Source organism: Caldivirga maquilingensis IC-167, assembly GCF_000018305.1.
In the GTDB taxonomy this organism is placed as follows: domain Archaea; phylum Thermoproteota; class Thermoprotei; order Thermoproteales; family Thermocladiaceae; genus Caldivirga; species Caldivirga maquilingensis.
This window is the reverse complement of sequence record NC_009954.1, coordinates 1,354,840-1,373,739: the sequence shown is the minus strand read 5'-3', so window position 1 is coordinate 1,373,739 and position 18,900 is coordinate 1,354,840. Positions and strand designations below refer to the sequence as shown.

Annotated in this window: 16 protein-coding genes and 1 tRNA gene; 8 read left to right on the top strand and 9 right to left on the bottom strand. The window is 43.8% G+C overall.

Annotated features, from left to right (window positions below; all coding sequences use genetic code 11):
* Positions 1 to 7 precede the first annotated feature (7 nt).
* The 3 genes from CMAQ_RS06675 (at position 8) to lysX (ending at position 1,892) form a co-directional block, all read left to right on the top strand.
* A complete protein-coding gene (locus CMAQ_RS06675) occupies positions 8 to 784 on the top strand; it encodes a [LysW]-aminoadipate/[LysW]-glutamate kinase (RefSeq protein WP_012186346.1) in 777 nt (258 codons plus the stop codon).
* 112 nt (positions 785 to 896) lie between these two features.
* Positions 897 to 1,076 carry an alpha-aminoadipate/glutamate carrier protein LysW gene (locus CMAQ_RS06670; RefSeq protein WP_048062726.1) on the top strand — a complete coding sequence of 60 codons (180 nt, stop codon included), beginning with the start codon at positions 897 to 899 and terminating at the stop codon, positions 1,074 to 1,076.
* Positions 1,077 to 1,892, top strand: a complete 816-nt coding sequence (gene lysX, locus CMAQ_RS06665; protein WP_012186344.1) for a lysine biosynthesis protein LysX — start codon at positions 1,077 to 1,079, stop codon at positions 1,890 to 1,892.
* Here the strand turns inward: lysX and CMAQ_RS06660 are convergent.
* From CMAQ_RS06660 to carA, 3 genes are read right to left on the bottom strand one after another with little or no spacing between them, the layout of a single operon-like run.
* Positions 1,882 to 2,682 (bottom strand): ATP-grasp domain-containing protein, encoded by an 801-nt coding sequence (locus tag CMAQ_RS06660; RefSeq protein ID WP_012186343.1) that lies wholly within the window; start codon positions 2,680 to 2,682, stop codon positions 1,882 to 1,884. The two genes, lysX and CMAQ_RS06660, sit on opposite strands and share 11 nt — an antisense overlap.
* Entirely contained in the window at positions 2,673 to 5,774 is a 3,102-nt protein-coding gene (gene carB, locus CMAQ_RS06655) for a carbamoyl-phosphate synthase (glutamine-hydrolyzing) large subunit (RefSeq protein WP_048062725.1), read from the bottom strand. The genes CMAQ_RS06660 and carB overlap by 10 nt, the downstream gene beginning before the upstream one ends.
* Positions 5,765 to 6,844, bottom strand: coding sequence for a glutamine-hydrolyzing carbamoyl-phosphate synthase small subunit (gene carA / locus CMAQ_RS06650; RefSeq protein ID WP_012186341.1), 1,080 nt, complete (start codon positions 6,842 to 6,844; stop codon positions 5,765 to 5,767). The genes carB and carA overlap by 10 nt, the downstream gene beginning before the upstream one ends.
* Before the next feature lie 187 nt (positions 6,845 to 7,031).
* Between carA and CMAQ_RS06645 the strand changes: the two genes are divergently transcribed.
* Positions 7,032 to 8,141, top strand: a complete 1,110-nt coding sequence (locus tag CMAQ_RS06645) for a CBS domain-containing protein (RefSeq protein WP_048063002.1) — start codon at positions 7,032 to 7,034, stop codon at positions 8,139 to 8,141.
* A 166-nt stretch (positions 8,142 to 8,307) separates the two neighbouring features.
* Entirely contained in the window at positions 8,308 to 8,871 is a 564-nt protein-coding gene (locus CMAQ_RS06640) for an ADP-ribose-binding protein (protein WP_012186339.1), read from the top strand.
* Here the strand turns inward: CMAQ_RS06640 and CMAQ_RS06635 are convergent.
* Positions 8,868 to 10,118 carry an MFS transporter gene (locus CMAQ_RS06635; RefSeq protein WP_012186338.1) on the bottom strand — a complete coding sequence of 417 codons (1,251 nt, stop codon included), beginning with the start codon at positions 10,116 to 10,118 and terminating at the stop codon, positions 8,868 to 8,870. The genes CMAQ_RS06640 and CMAQ_RS06635 overlap by 4 nt on opposite strands.
* 156 nt (positions 10,119 to 10,274) lie before the next feature.
* Here CMAQ_RS06635 and CMAQ_RS06630 point away from each other — a divergent pair, with 156 nt between their 5' ends.
* Complete coding sequence (locus tag CMAQ_RS06630) at positions 10,275 to 11,051, top strand: ATPase domain-containing protein (RefSeq protein ID WP_048062724.1); 777 nt, start codon at positions 10,275 to 10,277, stop codon at positions 11,049 to 11,051.
* Positions 11,052 to 11,627, top strand: a complete 576-nt coding sequence (locus CMAQ_RS06625; protein ID WP_012186336.1) for an adenylate kinase family protein — start codon at positions 11,052 to 11,054, stop codon at positions 11,625 to 11,627.
* Here the strand turns inward: CMAQ_RS06625 and CMAQ_RS06620 are convergent.
* A complete protein-coding gene (locus tag CMAQ_RS06620; RefSeq protein ID WP_012186335.1) occupies positions 11,617 to 14,547 on the bottom strand; it encodes an alpha-mannosidase in 2,931 nt (976 codons plus the stop codon). The two genes, CMAQ_RS06625 and CMAQ_RS06620, sit on opposite strands and share 11 nt — an antisense overlap.
* A gap of 96 nt (positions 14,548 to 14,643) precedes the next feature.
* Between CMAQ_RS06620 and CMAQ_RS06615 the strand changes: the two genes are divergently transcribed.
* Positions 14,644 to 15,639: an ABC transporter ATP-binding protein gene (locus tag CMAQ_RS06615; protein WP_012186334.1), complete on the top strand. Its 996-nt coding sequence runs from the start codon at positions 14,644 to 14,646 to the stop codon at positions 15,637 to 15,639.
* A gap of 238 nt (positions 15,640 to 15,877) precedes the next feature.
* On the opposite strand, the gene CMAQ_RS06610 is transcribed toward CMAQ_RS06615, so the two are convergent.
* The 4 genes from CMAQ_RS06610 to CMAQ_RS06595 all read right to left on the bottom strand — a co-directional run bounded on the left by CMAQ_RS06610 (position 15,878) and on the right by CMAQ_RS06595 (position 18,863).
* On the bottom strand, positions 15,878 to 16,792 hold the full coding sequence (locus CMAQ_RS06610) for a hypothetical protein (RefSeq protein WP_012186333.1): 915 nt from the start codon (positions 16,790 to 16,792) through the stop codon (positions 15,878 to 15,880).
* 264 nt (positions 16,793 to 17,056) lie between these two features.
* Positions 17,057 to 17,142: transfer RNA gene (locus CMAQ_RS06605), tRNA-Ser, on the bottom strand.
* A gap of 567 nt (positions 17,143 to 17,709) precedes the next feature.
* Complete coding sequence (locus CMAQ_RS06600; protein ID WP_012186332.1) at positions 17,710 to 18,153, bottom strand: hypothetical protein; 444 nt, start codon at positions 18,151 to 18,153, stop codon at positions 17,710 to 17,712.
* 131 nt (positions 18,154 to 18,284) lie between these two features.
* Positions 18,285 to 18,863: a phosphatase PAP2 family protein gene (locus CMAQ_RS06595; protein WP_012186331.1), complete on the bottom strand. Its 579-nt coding sequence runs from the start codon at positions 18,861 to 18,863 to the stop codon at positions 18,285 to 18,287.
* Positions 18,864 to 18,900: the final 37 nt, after the last annotated feature.

Genomic DNA, 18,900 nt, shown 5'->3' with positions numbered 1-18,900 from the left:
TTAATAAATGATACTTGTTAAACTTGGTGGTTCAGTAATATGCGGTGGAGGCTTGGATAACGTTACTAATGATGTTGAACCAGGCACCGTGCTTATTCACGGTGGTGGCTGCATGGTTAATAGCGTAATGGAGAGGATGGGTGTTAAGCCAGTTATACTGAAGCACCCCAATGGATACACCAGCAGGTACACTGATGAGGAGACCCTTAAGGCTTACGTAATGACCATGATGCTCATTAACAAGCTAATAGTGAGTAAGCTTAATGCAAGGGGAATTAGGGCAATAGGCCTAAGTGGGGTTGACTTAGGGTTGGTTACGGCTAAGAGGAAGGAGAGGGTAATGATTATTGATGAGAGGGGGAGGACTAGGGTTATTGATGGGGGATTCAGTGGCAGGGTGACTGGGGTTAACGTTAACATCATGAACCTAATGCTGAGTAACTCAGACGTAGTTGTGGTGAGTCCAATAGCCTTATCCCAAGAGGGACTTATGCTTAACGTTGATGGCGATCAAATAGCTGAAAACATAGCAATATCAATGAATGTTAAGGAATTAGTAATATTAACTAATGTTGATGGAGTATTGGTTAACGGTAAGCCCATTGATAAGGTCACTAAGGCCAATGCCCAGGAAATACTCCAATACACCACAGGAGGTATGAGGAGGAAGCTTGAGACAGCCCTTAAGCTCACTGAACTGGGTGTTAGGACGATAATAGCCAATGGCCTGAGGGATAAGCCAATACGATCCGCGCTCAATGGATTAGGAACCGTGGTTGAGTAAACCTTCACGGGTTTATACATGGATGTTTGACGTCAACATACTTTGCATAGTGTGCATGCTTTCTTTTACTTATATAGAAAAATTTATAAACACGTGGAAAACACGGGTAACTATGCAGGCGCTTAAAGCAACCTGTAAAGTATGTGGAACCGAGTTCGACCTACCTGAGGATATAATGGATGGTGAGTTAACCAGTTGCCCAACATGCGGTACAAAGTACATTGTGAAGATTAGTAAGGATAAGCTTGAACTCGAGGAGTTTAAGGGGGATGTTGAGGATTACGGTGAATAGGTGATTTCTATTGAAGTCCACATCCTCTACGACATAATTAGACTGGAGGAGAAGCTTCTTATTAATGAGCTGGGTAAGCGAGGATTAAGCGTTAGGCCTATTAGGGCTGAATCCATTAATATTAGTAATACTAGCATTAATGCATTCGGGTTAATTAGGGTGGCTGGTAGGAGTAAGGTTTTGCCATTATCATTCACCTACCAGGAACTAGGGCTTGGGTCAATTAACCCATTCAACAGCCTATACATAACGCACGATAAGTTCCTCACCCTAGTTAGGTTGATTAAAGCTGGTGTACCGGTACCGAGGTCAATGCTCCTACTGGATCATGAGGAGGGGGCTTTAAGTGAACTTGGGGCACCGTTAATAATAAAGCCAACTGATGGTTCATGGGGTAGGTTAGTTGCCTTAGCCAACACTGCCAGGGAAGCTGGTTTAATAATTAGGAGTTACAGTGATGATGTATTACTGGGTCAGGAGTATGTTAGGAAGCCTAAGCGGGACATTAGGGTTACTGTTGTTGGTGATAGGGCAGTGGCCGCAATCTATAGGTATAGTGATGATTGGAGAACCAACACTGCAAGGGGTGGTTCAGCAGCCCCTGTTAAGATTGACCCTGAGCTTGAGGATATTTCAGTTAAGGCCAGTAAGGCTACTGGTTCAGTGTACTCAGGTGTGGATGTTGTTGAGTCTGATAGGGGTTACCTTGTTCTTGAGGTTAATGGTGTGCCTGAATTCAAGAATGTTCAAAGGGTTACTGGGATTAATGTTGCCGGTGAAATAGCTGAGGAGGTGGCTAGGTTAATCATCTCTTAATCCACTCACTGACAGCCTCAGCCAGCTTAAAACTAACCCTAACACCACTGACCTTGCTTATTGCCTTAAATTCAGGGATGCCGTTAATCTCACTTATATAGTAGCCATCCCTACCTATTAAAACATCAACACCAGCATAGAATGCACCCACAGCCTCAGTGGCCTTAATTGCATACTCCTCTAATTCCTCATTAACCTTAATGGGCATAGCCAACCCACCCCTAGCTACATTACTCCTCCAATCACCCTGAGGGGGCTTCCTCATCATTGATGCAACCACTGAACCATTAATTACGAAGATCCTTAAGTCACTACCGTCACCAATCCTCTCTTGAAGAAGCACGGGTAAGTGATCCTTAGCATGCTTTATCAGTAGCTTAGCTTCACCATCACTTACAATGGCCGTTAACCTACCCCATGAACCTGAGGCAGGCTTAATAATACGCCCACCACCGGCTACACCATCAATAATAGGCTCAAATACAACGTAGGTGTCTGGGACGGGTAGGCCTATTCTCTTAAGTAGTGCAGTCGTAATGGCCTTATTCCACGTTAATGAGAGGGTCAGGTACCTGTTTATTGATACACCACCAGTGTTCTCAATTATACCGGCCATGGTTATTGCAGTCCTATGGTTAAGGTTCCTCACTAGGAAGACTCCATTAAGCTCCTTAACGTGGAGTGGTTTCGTGGATTGCAGCGTATTAACGTTAACGCCGAGTTCATTAAATGCCTTAATTAACTCCACCTCCTCCTCTCTTAAGTAATCGTAGGTTATGGTTAACTCCACTTAAGGTCACCTATACTTGATTCACCACCCCATGGCTTAACGTTTAATTCACCACCACTCCAATACCATTTAAACGCCCTAGCCAACTCAAGCCCTAGTGTTGAGTCTAAGATGAGTGGGGTGGATGTGTCTGCAGCCAGTCTACGGGTTACGTAATCCTTATCCTCGGTGGATCCTCCAGTAACCAGGATATCGACTTTACCAAGCTTCAGTAATTCATGCGCCTTCTCCACTTCAATTATGTTTAAATACTGGCTAAGTAGCCTCCTGGCTTCCTCAATGTTCTTAACGTGATCCTCATCGTAAGTGTAGACTAGGGCGTTATTACTCGGTATTCTTGATGGTACTGTGGATAACCATGATTTAAGGAGAGCCTCCTCCAGGGTGACTCCACTTGAAGCAACCTCCCCCGTACTATACATGACTGGGCCAAGCCTTGGGTATGCGCCCCTTATCCTTGACCATGAGAATTGAGCCGACTTAACCCACCATTCCCTAGGCTTAATTAACCTATAACCCTCTATACCAAGTCCACTTATTGCTGCTCTTAAGGCTAGTTTAGCTAGGTTAATTCCAGTGGCCTTACTGCTGAGGGGCATTGATCTACTTGACCTAATGTTAGCCTCAATTACGTAGACCTTATCACTTATTATGAATTGAACATTTAATGGACCCTTAACACCTAATTCTGAGGCTATTAAATGAGTTACCTTAGCCATTTCATTAACTTGCCCATTACTTAACCTATAACTTGACCCATTGGGTACAAGGACCATTGTACTATCCCCGGAGTGTACACCGGGTGGTTCAACGTGTTCTATGGGGATTAGTATGGTTCCCTTACCATCACTGACACCGTCAGTCTCAGCCTCAACACCGCCCTTTAAAAACTTTGACACTAACACTGGGTGTTCTGGGCTTATTTTAGCAGCCTTCTCAACAAAGCTGGTTAACTCACTCCTATTCCTAGCCACACCCATGTATGTTCCACCGAGAACATAACTGGGCCTCACTATTACTGGGTAATCAAGCCACCTCTCCACCAGGTTGATTAACTCACCCATACTGCTTGCGTAAGCCCATGGTGGTTGAGCCACGTTAAGCTTATCAAGTAGCTTAGAGAACTTAACCCTATCCTCAGCTAAGTCAATGGAACTTGGATCAGTGCCAAGTATCCTAGAGTCACCTATCCATGTGCGCGCCTTACTGTATAGCCTTTGCCCAATCTGTCCACCAGCCCATAATACCACTAACTTAGGGTTCTCCTTAATTATAATCCATCTAAGCGCCTCAGGTGTTAACTCCTCGAAGAATAATTTATCTGCGAAGTCCCAGTCGGTGCTAACTGTTTCAGGGTTGTAATTAACTACACCAACCCTGTAACCCAACTCCCTAAGGCCAAGCACAGTATTAACCACTGACCAATCGAACTCAACGCTAACACCAATCCTGAATACGCCTGCACCAATAACTAATGCATCAACACTGGGTCCAGTATTATCATCGAATTGACCACCACTGGTTAAGTATAGGTAGTTGGTTGATGCAGGCCATTCACCGGCAAGGGTATCTATCTGCTTAACAACCTTAACAACACCTTGACTTAAATACGCCCCAATACCCCTAAGTTGCTCCTCACTGAAGCCTAGGGCGTAAACCTCACTAACCGGTAATTCACCACCCCTCTTGATTAATTCATAGGTATCCACTACATTCTTAATTGCATTTATGAAGAATCTATCAACCCCAGTCCATTCTGAAATATCATCAATACTGTAACCATCCTTAAGAAGCCTAGCGGCGTATAGGAACCAGTAAGGCTTCCTCTCCTTAACCATCTTAACAGCCTCCTCAAGGGTTGACTCATTGTATATGCGTCCACCCACTAGGCCTGGTTCACCAATATCCAGCATCCTCACTGCCTTCTGCCAAGCCTCCTCAAGGGTCCTGCCAATACCCATTACCTCACCTATACTCATCATCTCTGGGCCAAGTGACTCATTAACATTGAACCTATCGTTCTCCCACCTAGGTATCTTAACCACAATGTAGTCTAGGCTTGGTTCAAAGGCTGTTATTGTTCTACCGGTTACCTTATTGAGGAGTTCACTTAACCTATAGCCTAAAGCCAGTTTAGCCGCTATGTAGGCTAGAGGGTATCCTGAGGCTTTACTGGCTAGGGCACTTGACCTACTCATCCTTGGGTTAGTTTCAACCACGTACATTTCAGGGCCCTTATTATCAATGGCTACCTGTACATTGCATTCACCCACTAGCCCAATGGATTCAGCCACTTTAATTGAAATGTACCTTGACCTTTGGTACTCATCATTAGTTAACGTTAAGCACGGCGCCACTACAACTGAGTCCCCTGTGTGAATACCCATTGGGTCAATGTTCTCCATACACACCACAGCCACTGAGTCACCGTGGGAGTCCCTCATCACCTCGAACTCAATCTCCTTCCACCCACCAATGTACTTCTCTATCAGAACCTCCTTGATTTCACTTTGAGCAAGCGCCTTATGCATCCTACTCACCAACTCCTCACTACTCCTAGCCACAAATGCACCTGCACCACCTAAGTTGAATGAAACCCTAACCAGCACTGGGTACCCAATCTCCTCAGCCCCCCTTAACGCCTCATTAATGCCGTGTGCTGTTACTGACTTAAGTACAGGTAGGCCTTTACTTAACATTAGATTCTTGAATAAGTCCCTACTTAATGCACTTCTAATACCCTCTATCGGGGTACCCAGTACCTTTACACCATACTTACTCAACACCCCTGCATCATTAAGGTTTATGCAGGCTGATAACGCTGTTTGACCCCCGAAGCCGCAGGCAATTGCGTCAGGTCTCTCCTGTTCAATAACCTTCTCAAGGAACTGAGTCTTAATGGGGGTGAAGTAAACCCTATCGGCGAATACATTGGTTGTTTGGACAGTGGCTACATTTGGGTTAACTAGAATAGTCCTAATACCCTCCTCCCTAAATGCCTTCAATGCCTGTATACCTGAGTAATCGAATTCAGCAGCCTCAGCAACCTTAATTGCCCCACTACCAATTATTAAGACACTCCTCACATCCAACCTGATTCACCCTTAACAACACTAATGAACTTATCGAAAATCCACCTAGTATCCACTGGGCCTGGTCTAGCCTCAGGGTGGAATTGGGTTGTTAATATTGGTAACTTCTCATGGTAAAGACCCTCCACTGTACCATCATCAGGCTGAATGGCCCAAACCTTAAGCCCAGTACCGCTTAGTGTTGATGGATCCACTGCGTAGCCGTGATTATGCGTTGTTACATACACCCTATTCCTAACCAAGTCGAGGACGGGTTTATTAATAGCCCTATGCCCGTACCTCATTTTAAATAACCTAGCCCCCATTCCAAGGGCCACCACTTGATGACCCAAGCATATGCCGAGTGTTGGTTTACGATCCTTAACAACATCATCCACTAGGCTTGTTAATTCGGTTAAAAGCATGGGGTTACCTGGGCCATTACTTATTAACACGCCATCACACTCATCAAGCGCCCTCCTCCACATTAGGCATGGGTAGCGAATAACCTCAACACCCCTACTAACCAATTCCCTAACTATACCTAGCTTAACACCGCAGTCAATAATGCCTATGCATGGGTCCTCACCCCCATAGGTGATTGGGCTTTGAGGTGAGACCAGTTTAACGAAGTTTATTGAATCGTAGGATGGGGCCTCATTAATCATACTCATGCCTCTCCCTGGGTCATCAACTATAGCACCCATTATGACCCCCTGCTCCCTAAGCCTTATTGTTAATGCCCTGGTATCAACCCTGAAAATACCTGGAACATCCTGGTTCCTAAGCCACTCATCGAGGCTCATTATTGATGTGTAGTGGCTTGGTTTAGTTAAGTCAAAGATCACGACGCCGTTGACTTGAATTGAGTCACTCTCCCACTGTTCCTTTGAAACCCCGTAATTACCTATTAATGGGCTTGTGAAAACCAGTATTTGACCCTTATAGGATGGGTCGGTTAAGGACTCTGGGTAACCTACATTAGCCGTGGTGAACACGACTTCACCCACGGTTTCTGAATCCGCACCAAAGGCGTAACCCCTGTAAACACTACCATCGGCAAGCACTAGGTAGCGTTCCTTGTACCTCATGCTCGTCCCATCATATCAACAAACCCTACTAATAATCCTACTTATAAGCTTTACTACTAAAGTTCCCCGCCTTAATAGGTTTCATTGAAGTGTGAATGAGTAAAGTTACCAATGATGGATTAGACGAGGTGTGGATGTGGTAATTATAGGCATAACTTTTTTAAGACCTAACATGGATTATAACTTAATGTTGAGTGAACTTATTCAAGAGTCACCAGTGGTGGTTAATGCTAAGGACAGGTTATCCTCAATAATACCCAAGATGAGGGAGTTGAGGATTCACACCGCACCCGTGGTTAATGATTCAAGTAAACTAATTGGTGTAATAGATTACAGGGATTTACTAAGGAGGAAGGCTCCTCTCGGGTCAAGGGCATCCTCAGTAATGCTTCCACCCCACTCAATAAGCCTCAACAGTGATATTGATAATGTTGTTAGGAAGTTCTACGAAACTAGGCTTAGGGAGTACCCTGTTATTGATAATAATGGTAAGTTAATCGGCATATTAACTAGGAGCAGATTACTCACAGCCATAAAGGATCAATTACCGGCTAACGCTAAGGTTGGGGATTACATGACTAAGCCAGTCCTAACAATAACCCCGAGCGATAATGTTGCTAAGGCTAGGTGGCTAATGATCAAGCACGGTATTAGTAGGTTACCTGTGGTTGATGGTAATAGGCTAGTTGGGGTGGTGTCGTTAACAGACTTAATTGAGAAAATATACTACGTATCAATGCCCAGGAGATCTAGGAGGGGTGACTTCTCGGGCGAAGAGGAGTTCCTGGCCGCGCCAGTGAGTAGTATAATGACTACTCAGGTTTACTCCATAGGTTCCGATAAGCCATTAACCAAGGCCGTGGATTTGATGGTCAGTAAGGGTGTTACAGGCTTAATAGTAACGGATGATGGCGGGGTTGTTGGTGTATTATCAGGCAGTGACGTGCTTAAGGCCTACATGGACTCTAAGAAAATAATCCTCCCTATTCAAGCTAGGATAGAGATTAATAATGATGCTAAACCATTAATAGAGAAGGTGATTAATAATCACTTAGAGAAGATTAGTAAGCTGGTTAATGTGGTTGATTTTAAGGTTGACATAAGGGCCAGGGACTCTGGGAAGAGGTATGAGGTCACTGTGAGGCTTAAGGATGATAAGGAACTCCACACAGCCACAGCCGAGGATAGGGATCCGGTGAGCGCCATTAGGGAGGCTATGGATAAGATAATGCAAAGCATAATTAAGAACGTATCCAAGGCTAGGGACACTAAAAGGAGGAGTAGAATCCAGGAGTAAGAATACTTGATTTCATTCAGGAGGCTTATTGAAGCAACACCTCCCACGCCTTAGGGAATGGGATTATACTGAAGACTTAAACCCTTAAGCCAACACTACTGCAATATTAATACCACTACCATGAATAAATTGTAATGCATTTAAGTCAACTCACTGAAGCATCCTAATGCCTAGGTTTAAGTTCCCTAATGGTGTGGTTGTTGAGTTAATGAAGGGGGATATTACTACCCTTGAGGTTGATGCCATAGTTAATGCCGCTAACCCGTACCTTGAACACGGTGGCGGTGTAGCTGGGGCAATTGTTAGGAGGGGTGGTTGGATGATTCAGGAGGAGTCGAGGGAGTGGGTTAAGAAGCATGGCCCAGTACCAGTTGGTGGTGTTGCGGTCACTGGGGCTGGTAGGTTGAAGGCAAGGTACATTATTCACACCGTTGGCCCAAGATGCGGCATTGAACCTATTGAGAAGCTTAATGATGCTGTAGTTAACTCATTGAGGAAGGCTGAGGAATTGAATATCGTGAGTATAGCATTCCCAGCCATTAGTACAGGGGTCTTCGGTTGCCCCTATGATGAGGCCGCTAGGATAATGGCCAAAGCCATAAGGCGTGAGGCACCTGGATTGAGGAGTGTCAGGTTGATAATAATATGTCTTTACGATGATGAGGCATTTAATGTATTCAGCGGTGTATTTAATGAGGAGCTTAAGGAATTTAAGGAATCTAAGGATTAACCGAAAAGCGGAATCCTACTCCTCTTCGGTGGTTTAGGTACAACTACCCAAAGGGCACTGGATATGAAGGCTAGTATAAGCACTATGAGTAATGCATGCTCAAGGGCACCAACCTCACCGTATATTGGTTCATAGTATTGAGCAAGTAAACCAGTTATTAGAGAACCAAGCACATTACCTCCAGTCACTGCACCATTCCATATTATTGAAGTAGCCCAACTAACCTGCTCCCTTGGGAATAAGTCACCAAGCACCGCCATTATTAATGGGAAATTACTGAAGACGAAGAGCATTGCTAAGAACACTGCAATTAAATTACCCGTATATATGAAAATAATGAAGAGTACGGCGAATGCGAAGGTTGAGAGCGAAGCCATAAACCTCCTACCCACCTTATCACTTAACCAACCGAGTACCGGCTGTCCAACTATAGCTGAGGCTAGGATCATTGAAAGAACCTCCCCATACGTTACACTCAGTTTAATGCCAAGCACCTTATTTATGTATATGCCGAGGAACGTCTGAACACCTTGACCCGCTGTGTTTCTTAGTAATGTGATTATGAAGAGTAGGATTATCAACATTACAGATACTTTAAGCGTCATGGAATTACTGGATGGATCACTCCTACTGGTGCTTTTCCCATAGGCATGGACATCAAACCTATATACACCATAGAGTAGTACTGAAAGCCCAACAATAAACGTAATAAAGGCCAACACCCACAGATTATAAGCCTCACTAACGGATCCCGCGAATATGAGTAATGAACCTATTAATGGGTAAAGCGTTCTACCGAGGCTACCGAATGCACCATTTACCCCTAATGCTGAACCAGCTGTTCCACCGTATGTGGCGGATAGTAGCGCACTACCAATTGGGTGATAGTAAGCTGCACCAACTCCAGCTAACACTACACCTACATAAACTAAGGGTAGATCATGGATTAGGAAGCCGATTGACGATAGGCCGATTGCGAACGCCCATAGGAACATGCCGAGGGCCATTGCCTTCATATGACCGCCAAGCCACTTAATGCTTAACGGCACTAATGGACTTGCTAATGCGGATATAGCTGAGTATAATGCTGATAATAAGCCTATTACAGCGTAGTTAACACCCATTTCACTAAGTACTGGTAGTATTATACCTGGTATTAACCATGTATTACCATCATTAATAAAATGACCGATTGATGTTAATCCAAGTATAGTGGCCCTATCTTTACCCTTCCCCTCCTGCATCATAAACGTTCGGGTTACCCTAATGTTTTATAAACCTATCGCGCCAGTAATTATCTAATAAACCCCTTAATAATGCCTATCCCCAACCATTACACCAAACGAAACAACAGCCTCAATACAATGCAACATTTAAATATCCACCAGGGTGGATTAGCCTTAATGCTGTATTACGATATTGAACCAACAGGGATACCAGGGCTGGATGAGGTTATTGGCGGTGGCTTGATTAGAGGTAGAACCTACCTGGTTACCGGGGAGACCGGGGTAGGTAAGACCCTATTCTCACTATCATTCCTAATCAATGGTTATAGGCTTGGGGAACCTGGAATATATGTTTCAGTTGATGAGACTTATGAACAATTCGTTAATGGCGCATTGAGGTTTGGCTGGGATATTAATGCATTAACTAGGACCGGCTTCTTCAGGGTACTGGTTCCTGAAATGGATATACTAGATACCATTAGGGAGAAGGATCCATCAGTGGTTGCTAGAATGATGGTTGAATCCATTGCAGAGTACGCAGCCTCAATTGGCGCTAAGAGACTGGTCATAGATCCCATTGCTCCGTTAGTTGCCATGGAGAAGGATGTACAGGTACTTAGGGAGTATATTAGGGAATTGGTTATGGGCATTGAGAGGAAGATCCAAGCCACGTCATTAATAACCACTGAGGTTCCCGCTGGTTCAAGGGCCATATCTAGGTATGGTGTCGAGGAGTTCCTTGCCACAGGGGTTTTCATACTTGGGTTAGCTAGGACTAATGATGGTTTTAAGAGGTACTTATTCATTAGGAAGATGAGGTGGCAGCCTATTCAACCAGCGGTCTACGAATTCACAATAGAGAGCGGCATGGGGGTTGTGGTTAAGGGTCCATTAAAGGGAGTCTACATACCCTACATGTCCCAGGCACCAATAGTGCTTGAGGAGGAGGTTTAAGTGAAGATTCTTGTTACTGGTGTTGCTAAGTCAGGTAAGTCAACAATCCTAGGAATACTGTCTGAATTAGGGTATAAGGTAATTAATGCATCAGACCTACTACTGGGTAGTGGTTGCGTTAAGTGGAATGAGGATTACCAGTCATTTGACATCACTGATAAGGACTGTGCAGCGGACTTGGTTAATAAGTCTATCTTAAACTGCGGCGTCAACTGCGCCCTAGAGTCCATTGCCTATGAGCTAGTGGACCCCGGCTACGTGGACTTGGTTATGGTGATTAGGCGTGACCCAATTCAACTATATGAGGAGTACAGTAGGTTAGGGTGGCCCTGTGTGAAGATTTTCAATAATACTGTTAGTGAAGTCACTGGTTCCCACGTTAATGATATTGAGTCGCTGTTTAATGGTAAGGTTAGGCAATTGGTTTTCACGGGTAATATTGATGAATTAAGGGGCAAGGTCCTCATGGTTATTAACAATAAGTTAAGTGAGGAGGTGGATTGGTTAGTGAAGTATGGTGGTGATGAGAGGCTTCACTCAATATTAATGAGTATTGAAGCCTGCCTCACCACTTAACTATAATTGACTTCACCTGCCTATTCCCATACCTAAACCTCACAATGCTCCCAGTAACCTCAATGCCATCACTGCTTCTAGTGGTTTCTATTAGGTTAGTCTCATAGGCCTCACTGGGCTTAAACGGTAACTCTAATTCACCAATACCCCTACCATTAATTAACTCACTCACCCTAATCACCAAGGCCTTTGAATCATCCTCACTCACCTTCACTGCCTCAAGCGTTAGGTTACTTGGCCTAAGCCTAATTAAGCTAGCCTCACCTGGCCTACCCTTAATAACCAGCATTGGTGCGTTAAGCTCCCAGGCGGCTCTATGAACCTCAATTAAGTCGCCTCCATGAGGCATTAAACTATACGTGAAGGTAACCTCCTCAAGGTCAGTGGAGGGGTCTGGGAATATTGGGGTCTTGGCGAGTGTAACACCTACACTGGAGCCCTTAACGCTAACGGCGTACTTACCGTCATTAAGGAGCGCCGCACCGAAGCAGCATTCACTGAGGCTAACCCACTTATGCATTGGAACCTCGAAGCGGGCTAAATCCCATGAGGTGTTAGTGACGGTGGGTCTCTTAATGGGTGTGTATGGTGCATCGAAGTAGGCTTCATCAGTGTTTAAGTCGAAGTGGAACCAGGCCTTATACAGTAACTCCCTGTCAATAAGCTTAATGGTTGTCTTGAAGTCGAGCCTCTTTGAGTCTGCGTAGAGCCTAACCTCCTGAATAATGCTACTACGCCTAAAGTCATACTTAAACTTAACTGAAGCCATTAATGGGCCCCTTGATTCAACACTGGACTCTGAGGCGTTTAGGGTGAAGCTGGTTTCCTCATAACCCTTCTCAATATCCCATGCATCACTCCAACCAGGCATATTCTCGTAAGCCACCAGTACATTACTGGGCTCCCTTAGTAACTCCCTACCACTCCCCTTATCAATCACGCTGAGGAGTCTACCATTCTTACTAAGCCTAACCTTAATTAACCTATTCTCCATAACGTATCCATCAGAATCCTCAGTAATCCTCACTGGTTCACTGGGTTCAATATGCCTAACCGTGGCGTAACCCACACTGGGTACCTTAACCCTGATCAAGTACCCTTCATCAATCCTTTGACCACCCTCAACTGGTTCATTAACAACCACGTAGTCAACCCTATCCCATGGTAGTGAATTGAAGGCTAATAGGGCTTCACCTTCACCTGCAATCCTCCTAGCCGCCTCCACGGCTATTTCATTAGCCTCCTTTATCACCTGCTCTAACTCCTGGTAAACAACCTTCTGGTAAACTTCCCTTATTGCTGATCCCGGTAACACATCGTGGAATTGATCCTTGAGTAGAGTCTTCCAGAGTTCACTGAATTTAACCGCATCATAGGTGCCTGCTAATGCACTCCAGAGCTCAGCCTCCCTTAAGGCAATCTCGCACTTCCTATTAAGGAGCTTCATCTTGGAGTGGGAGGTTAATGTGCCTCTATGGGTTTCTAAGTATAATTCACCCCTCCACTCATTGATTGGTTTAGCATCAAGGTACTTGGATATGCCGGTTACTAAATCAACCTTAGGTAGTATTGGTAATTCATTAATGGCCTCAGCCCTAAGCAGCATCTCCACTGTTGGTCCACCGCCACCGTCACCGTAACCGTAGCTGTATAGCATTGGGTAATCCTTATCAACCCAATTCCTCCACTGCTCAAGGACACTGGCCACTGTGAAGTCACTATTGTAACCACCCCTACCGTTACCGAAGGTTACTGCAGGTAACTTATCTCCATCTGGTCCAACCCAATTAAAGACATTGTATGGGAACTTATTTGTATCATTCCAGTACACTTTATGCGTTGCAAATAACTTTACCCCACTTAACCTCGCTATTTGCGGTAACGTTTGATTGAATCCAAAGGTGTCCGGTAGCCATAGTACTTCAGCCACCCTGCCGAAGTGCCTCATGTAGAATCTTTGACTATAAAGCATTTGCCTAGCCCATGATTCACCACTAAGCACATTAGCATCAGCCTCAACCCAACCGGCGCCGAGAATCCACCTACCCTCATTAACAAGTCTCTTAACCTCATTGAATAATTCCGGATCATCCTCAAGAAGCCACTGGTAGTATAGGGCTGCACTCTGCATGTAAGTGAAGTTAAACCTCCTCATTAATGAGACAACGGTGGCGAAGGTCCTGAGAACCTTACGCCTAGTCTCATCAAAATTCCACAACCAGGCGGTATCAATATGGGCGTGGGCAAGACCAGTGAGTAAACCACCCTTACCGAACTTAGGTAAAAGGGCATTAAGCCGGCCCCTTAAAACATTAAGGGCCTCATCGAAGTTACCGCCACTTGCCTCAGTGAAAACGTAGTCTAAGTCCTGGGTTATGGTTTGGTTAATTCTCTCACTCCAAGGCATACCGTATAGTTCAGCTGCAAGTATTAACTGCTCCCTTGAGACGCTTGTGAAGGGAATCTTCCTGAAGGCCTCCGTTAAGGCCTTAAGTAACTCCACCTTAACTGCATCATCATTAATAATCCTGGCTAATTCAAGGGTGCTTGAGGCATACGCCCAAAACCTCAACGCTGAGTAATCCCTAGTAACCAGGTAGGGTTTACCGGCATTAATACCCACTAATTCACCGAATGCTGCGTAGGGTGTGAATTCAGCCTCCACGGTATGTGAACCACTGGGTAGGGGAATGGCCTTATGGTACCCATCCAGTTCAAAGTAAGGCTTACCATTAAGCCTAACTAAAGCACTACCCCTATAACCAATAACGATTAATTCACTTGAATTACCTGCATTAACACTTAGCTTAAACCTCCCATCACCAACCGTATCCCAGTTGAGTGGCGTTATGTTTCGGAATGAACTGGCGATTACGAACACTAACCTTGCGCCTAATTCCTCAATAGACCTAGTAACCATACTGAACACGTAGGCATTACTTTTAAAAGCTTAATCCCGCTTTTAAACACAGGTTAACCTCAAGGTATTTAAATGCTTATAAAGTGGGCTTAGATTATGAAACTGAAGATAATTGAGGTACTTGACTTAACCTGGAAGTTTTACAGAAGATACCTGTACTCATGGGAGATTAACGCCGGATTTATCATTGCTCTAATAGCCTTCGTGCTTAGGGCCATTGCATCAGGTTCACTAATGCCTCTCGCCTTAACCAGTCTAGTTAATTCACTGGAGGGTTCAGCGTCAGGGGGTTCATTAAGCATTAGGGAGAGCGGTATAATGAATGCAATATTAATGATACTAGCAACTACAATAATATATGCAGCCACTGAGTGGTTGTTTAGGCCCTTTTGGAATACTGTAACTAAGGCTATTGTCAATATTAAGAATGGGATCATAATGGAGTTAAACGGCTCCAGGAACTCGGTTAACGTAAATGACATGGTTGGTAGGTTGGCTAGTGATGTTGACTTTGTAATGTGGAATATTGGAGGCATGTACACTACGTTCACACCCAACATATTGACAACAGCCGTGTCACTGGCGACAATATTTCAACTAAGCTCGGTCATTGGCGCCATGGCTATCGCCGCAACACCGTTCTCGCTCCTAATAATGGAACCATACATAAAGGGTGTTGAGGAGGCGAGACAGGTGGAGAGGGGATCCTACAGTGAGGTTATTCATCTAATTGATGAGTACTTTAAGGGTAACGCTGAACCAGGTCAAATAAGGGATGCCTTAAATAAATGGTATAAGGGTATGACTAGGCAAATATTCTTCGATAGAACCTACTGGTCCTCATCACTAGCCTACAGCTACGTAGTTCCATTACTTTTAACAATATTTGGGATACATGAGGTTGAGAAGGGGAAGCTACTTGTGGGTAACCTAGTTGGTATAGTGTACGCAAGCCTAAACGTTTACTCACCGTTAATAAACGCACTATGGGGCCTATGCGTACTGGGTCAAAACATGGTCCCCATGCGTAGAATAATGCAATTAAGCAGCAATAACAAGAATGATAAGGAAGCAATCGCTACAGTAAATTAATGACTCCAATTCACGCACCATAATGCTTAACCCAATTAAATAATTAATGAGTTAAAGTCACATTACTTAGCAACGTACTTCTAGTTAATTCAACTTATCTAGCGTTAATGCTACAGTATTCATTACTAACCCCAGGTGAGAAATGTAGGCTTGAAAATTCATTTTAATAGATCCATAGGTCTTAATAACGCTGGGTTAAAAATCGAGTTAAGAATCACGCATGCTTAATACCCTAAGTTTAAATGCATTGAGGTGGCTTAGGGGTTTTAAAGATTATTGAAGAACCATGGTAGGTCTCGGATCCTTCATTACTAATAATGCACCCTATTGATTTATATATGACTACCTCCTCATCTTCATTAACCGGCCTTAGATCCATGAAAAGCACCATGAATGCCAGTACTAGTAACACTACGGGAAATGGGTTTACCTGAACCCTAGATATGGGTGACATAGATAATACTGCAGTCATAACCTCAATACCCATGGTTAATGAAGTCTCAACTGCACCAATCCTCTTAACCGTTAGTGCATAGAGTACATAGGGTATGGTATTGTTAACCAGGGCTAGTGTTAATCCATAGTAGACACTACTCACCGTTAGTGTAATCCCCTTAACCATTATGATTGAGAGTAGTAAAGTACCTATGGACTGGCCTAGGATTAAGCTATATTCCTCATAATTATGGAATAGGCTTAGCATTAACATATAGGCCAGGTTAAGTAACATGACTGCAACAGCATAAATTGTTACACCACTAAATCCGCCGATGAAATATAGGGTTGTTAACATAAGTAGGCTTGAGATCAAGTACCTTAATTGAAGGTCACCATTTTTAACATAGTTTAGCAGCATCAGAGGTAATACATATGCACCACTTATTAAGGCAGCAAAGCCTCCCCAATCCCCAGATACCTTAACGTATATGTACGTTAAAGCAAAGTTCACTGGCGATAGAATTACACCCTTGATAATTGATTCAGCATTAATCTTAAGTCTAGTGATTAAGAGAATTATGAGTATTGAGAATACGTAACTAATTACAATTAATGATGCAGCATCCATTGTCCGCAGGGCCAGATAGGTTAAGGTGTATGATACTCCCCACAGAGCCGACGCTAGGGCTGCTAGGGCTAGGTATCGCTGGTTCATAGAGATCACCATTACGTTTATTGGTAAGGAACTATACAATCACCAAGCCGGCTACCTACTTATAAACCTTACTGCACAACACTTTACAATCCCACTTATTTACTGACTATTAGGGTAATACTAGCCTAGTGAATCCTAGACTGAACCAGAGCAGGTACTTGGGAGGCATGTTTACATGCATGAGATTAACCTTATTCACGTATAATCACTGTATTGAAGCCGTGTTAACCATAATTAATAGCTACAGCAAAGACCTAAACATGATGCCGGGGCCGGGATTTGAACCCGGGCCCCCTTGCGGGGACGGGATCTCCAGTCCCGCGCCTTGGACCAAGCTCGGCCACCCCGGCCTATATTGTCTTAGTGAATTGGTCATATAAAGTTTTCCCATCATTAGCCCCTTGACTTAACACTAACTACGCATGAGGCATTATTACTCAAGACCAGTGCATTTAAGATTTCCCTAGCGTTAAGCCACTGAATCATTAGCAGGTTAACATTAATGCCATTGAGTCTTACGGATTCAATAATTATAATGATTTTACTTAACAGTAGACAAGATGAGCGATTCTATTAATGCATTAATGAACATTATTGTTATTTAATTAATGAAGTTAAACACCGGTTACGGTAACGTTAATAAGCATAGTAACAGGTATTACTGTAATGTCAACTGGTTGTTTCAACATTAATCAATACCTCAATGAACACTGTAACCAGTGCAGTGGCCAATACATTAACATTAATGGGGCAATGATCAATCCGCTGTAGTCACGGTATCAATAGTTATAATTATAAATTATTTAATACTGAGGCACAATAAGGCTGACGCTGCTAAATGATTGAGCATTAATTCAGTATTTAAAGTTGAATATTTAATTCATTATTAAGTAAATAAATCATTCTCAACCTACTCCCTAATCTAAATGCCTTGGTTCAGTGACCTTACTTGAATTAAAGTACTCATTAACACATGCCATAACCGCCTTACTATACCTCTCTACGAATGACTGGCCCTTAAGCCTTAGGTTAGGTTCAACTTGAGTTAAGGCGTTCTTAACAACCCTACTTATCCTCTCTGCATCAAGCGTGCCACTGTATTTGGCTAGTATAGGCTTAATGCGTTCACAGTCACCAGCATTCTCAAGAACCTCCCTGAGCTCACTTAGCAGCTTCTCCTTAGCCGCCTCAACCTCAGTCCAATGTATTAACTTTCCATTAACCTCAATGTATCCGCTTGGCACTAGGCTAGGTGTCCATATGTACCCGCATCCCAGGCACTTCAACTGGAATTGACCACCCGCAATTACTCCAATCCTAGTTGAGCCGCATTTAGGGCATCTTAACCCCTCCCTGTGCATTAGTTTTTAATTAAATTAAGGTTTATAAAACACTAGCTGACGCAGTAACTGGACCAGGCTAAGAGGGGTATGATCCCCCCTATGAGGCCTGGGGACGAGCCGCGGGGGCAGCTTTATTCTTTATGAATTAATTAAGATACTATTAGGATTGGTGTTAATGCAATGGCAAGGAACCCTGAAGTTAAACCAAGCAGTACACCACCTATTACGTCGGTTAAGTAATGCGCATTCAAATAAACCCTAGAAGCCGTCACCAGTATTGCCTCAGCTAGGAGTATTAGTGATACAGTCTTATTAAGCGTCATTAATGCTACTAATGCCCCACTGAAGACCACTGCGGCATGGCCACTGGGGTATGAGAACCCACTGGCCGCAAGTATTGGTTTACCGTAACCAGCCTCATAGGGTCTTCGACGCTTCACAAGTAGCCTAGTTACCCCACCAATAATATAGGCTAACATTATTGATAAAGTTAACTCAGCGAAGGGGATCCACAGCCTCAGTACCAGTAGCCCCAGGTCCACGAGACCCCATGTGTAGAATCTACCGTATTTAGTCAATACTACTGCGGCATAGTCCAGTGGCCTAGGCCTATTAATACCTGCAATTAATGAGGCAATAACTGAATCAACACTGTTAATGGGTTTAATACATACAATCAGTGTTACAGCCACATAGGCTAATCCAGTTATTAATAATGCATAATACACATCGGGTCAACCCAGGGGAGTATATAGGTATTACCTT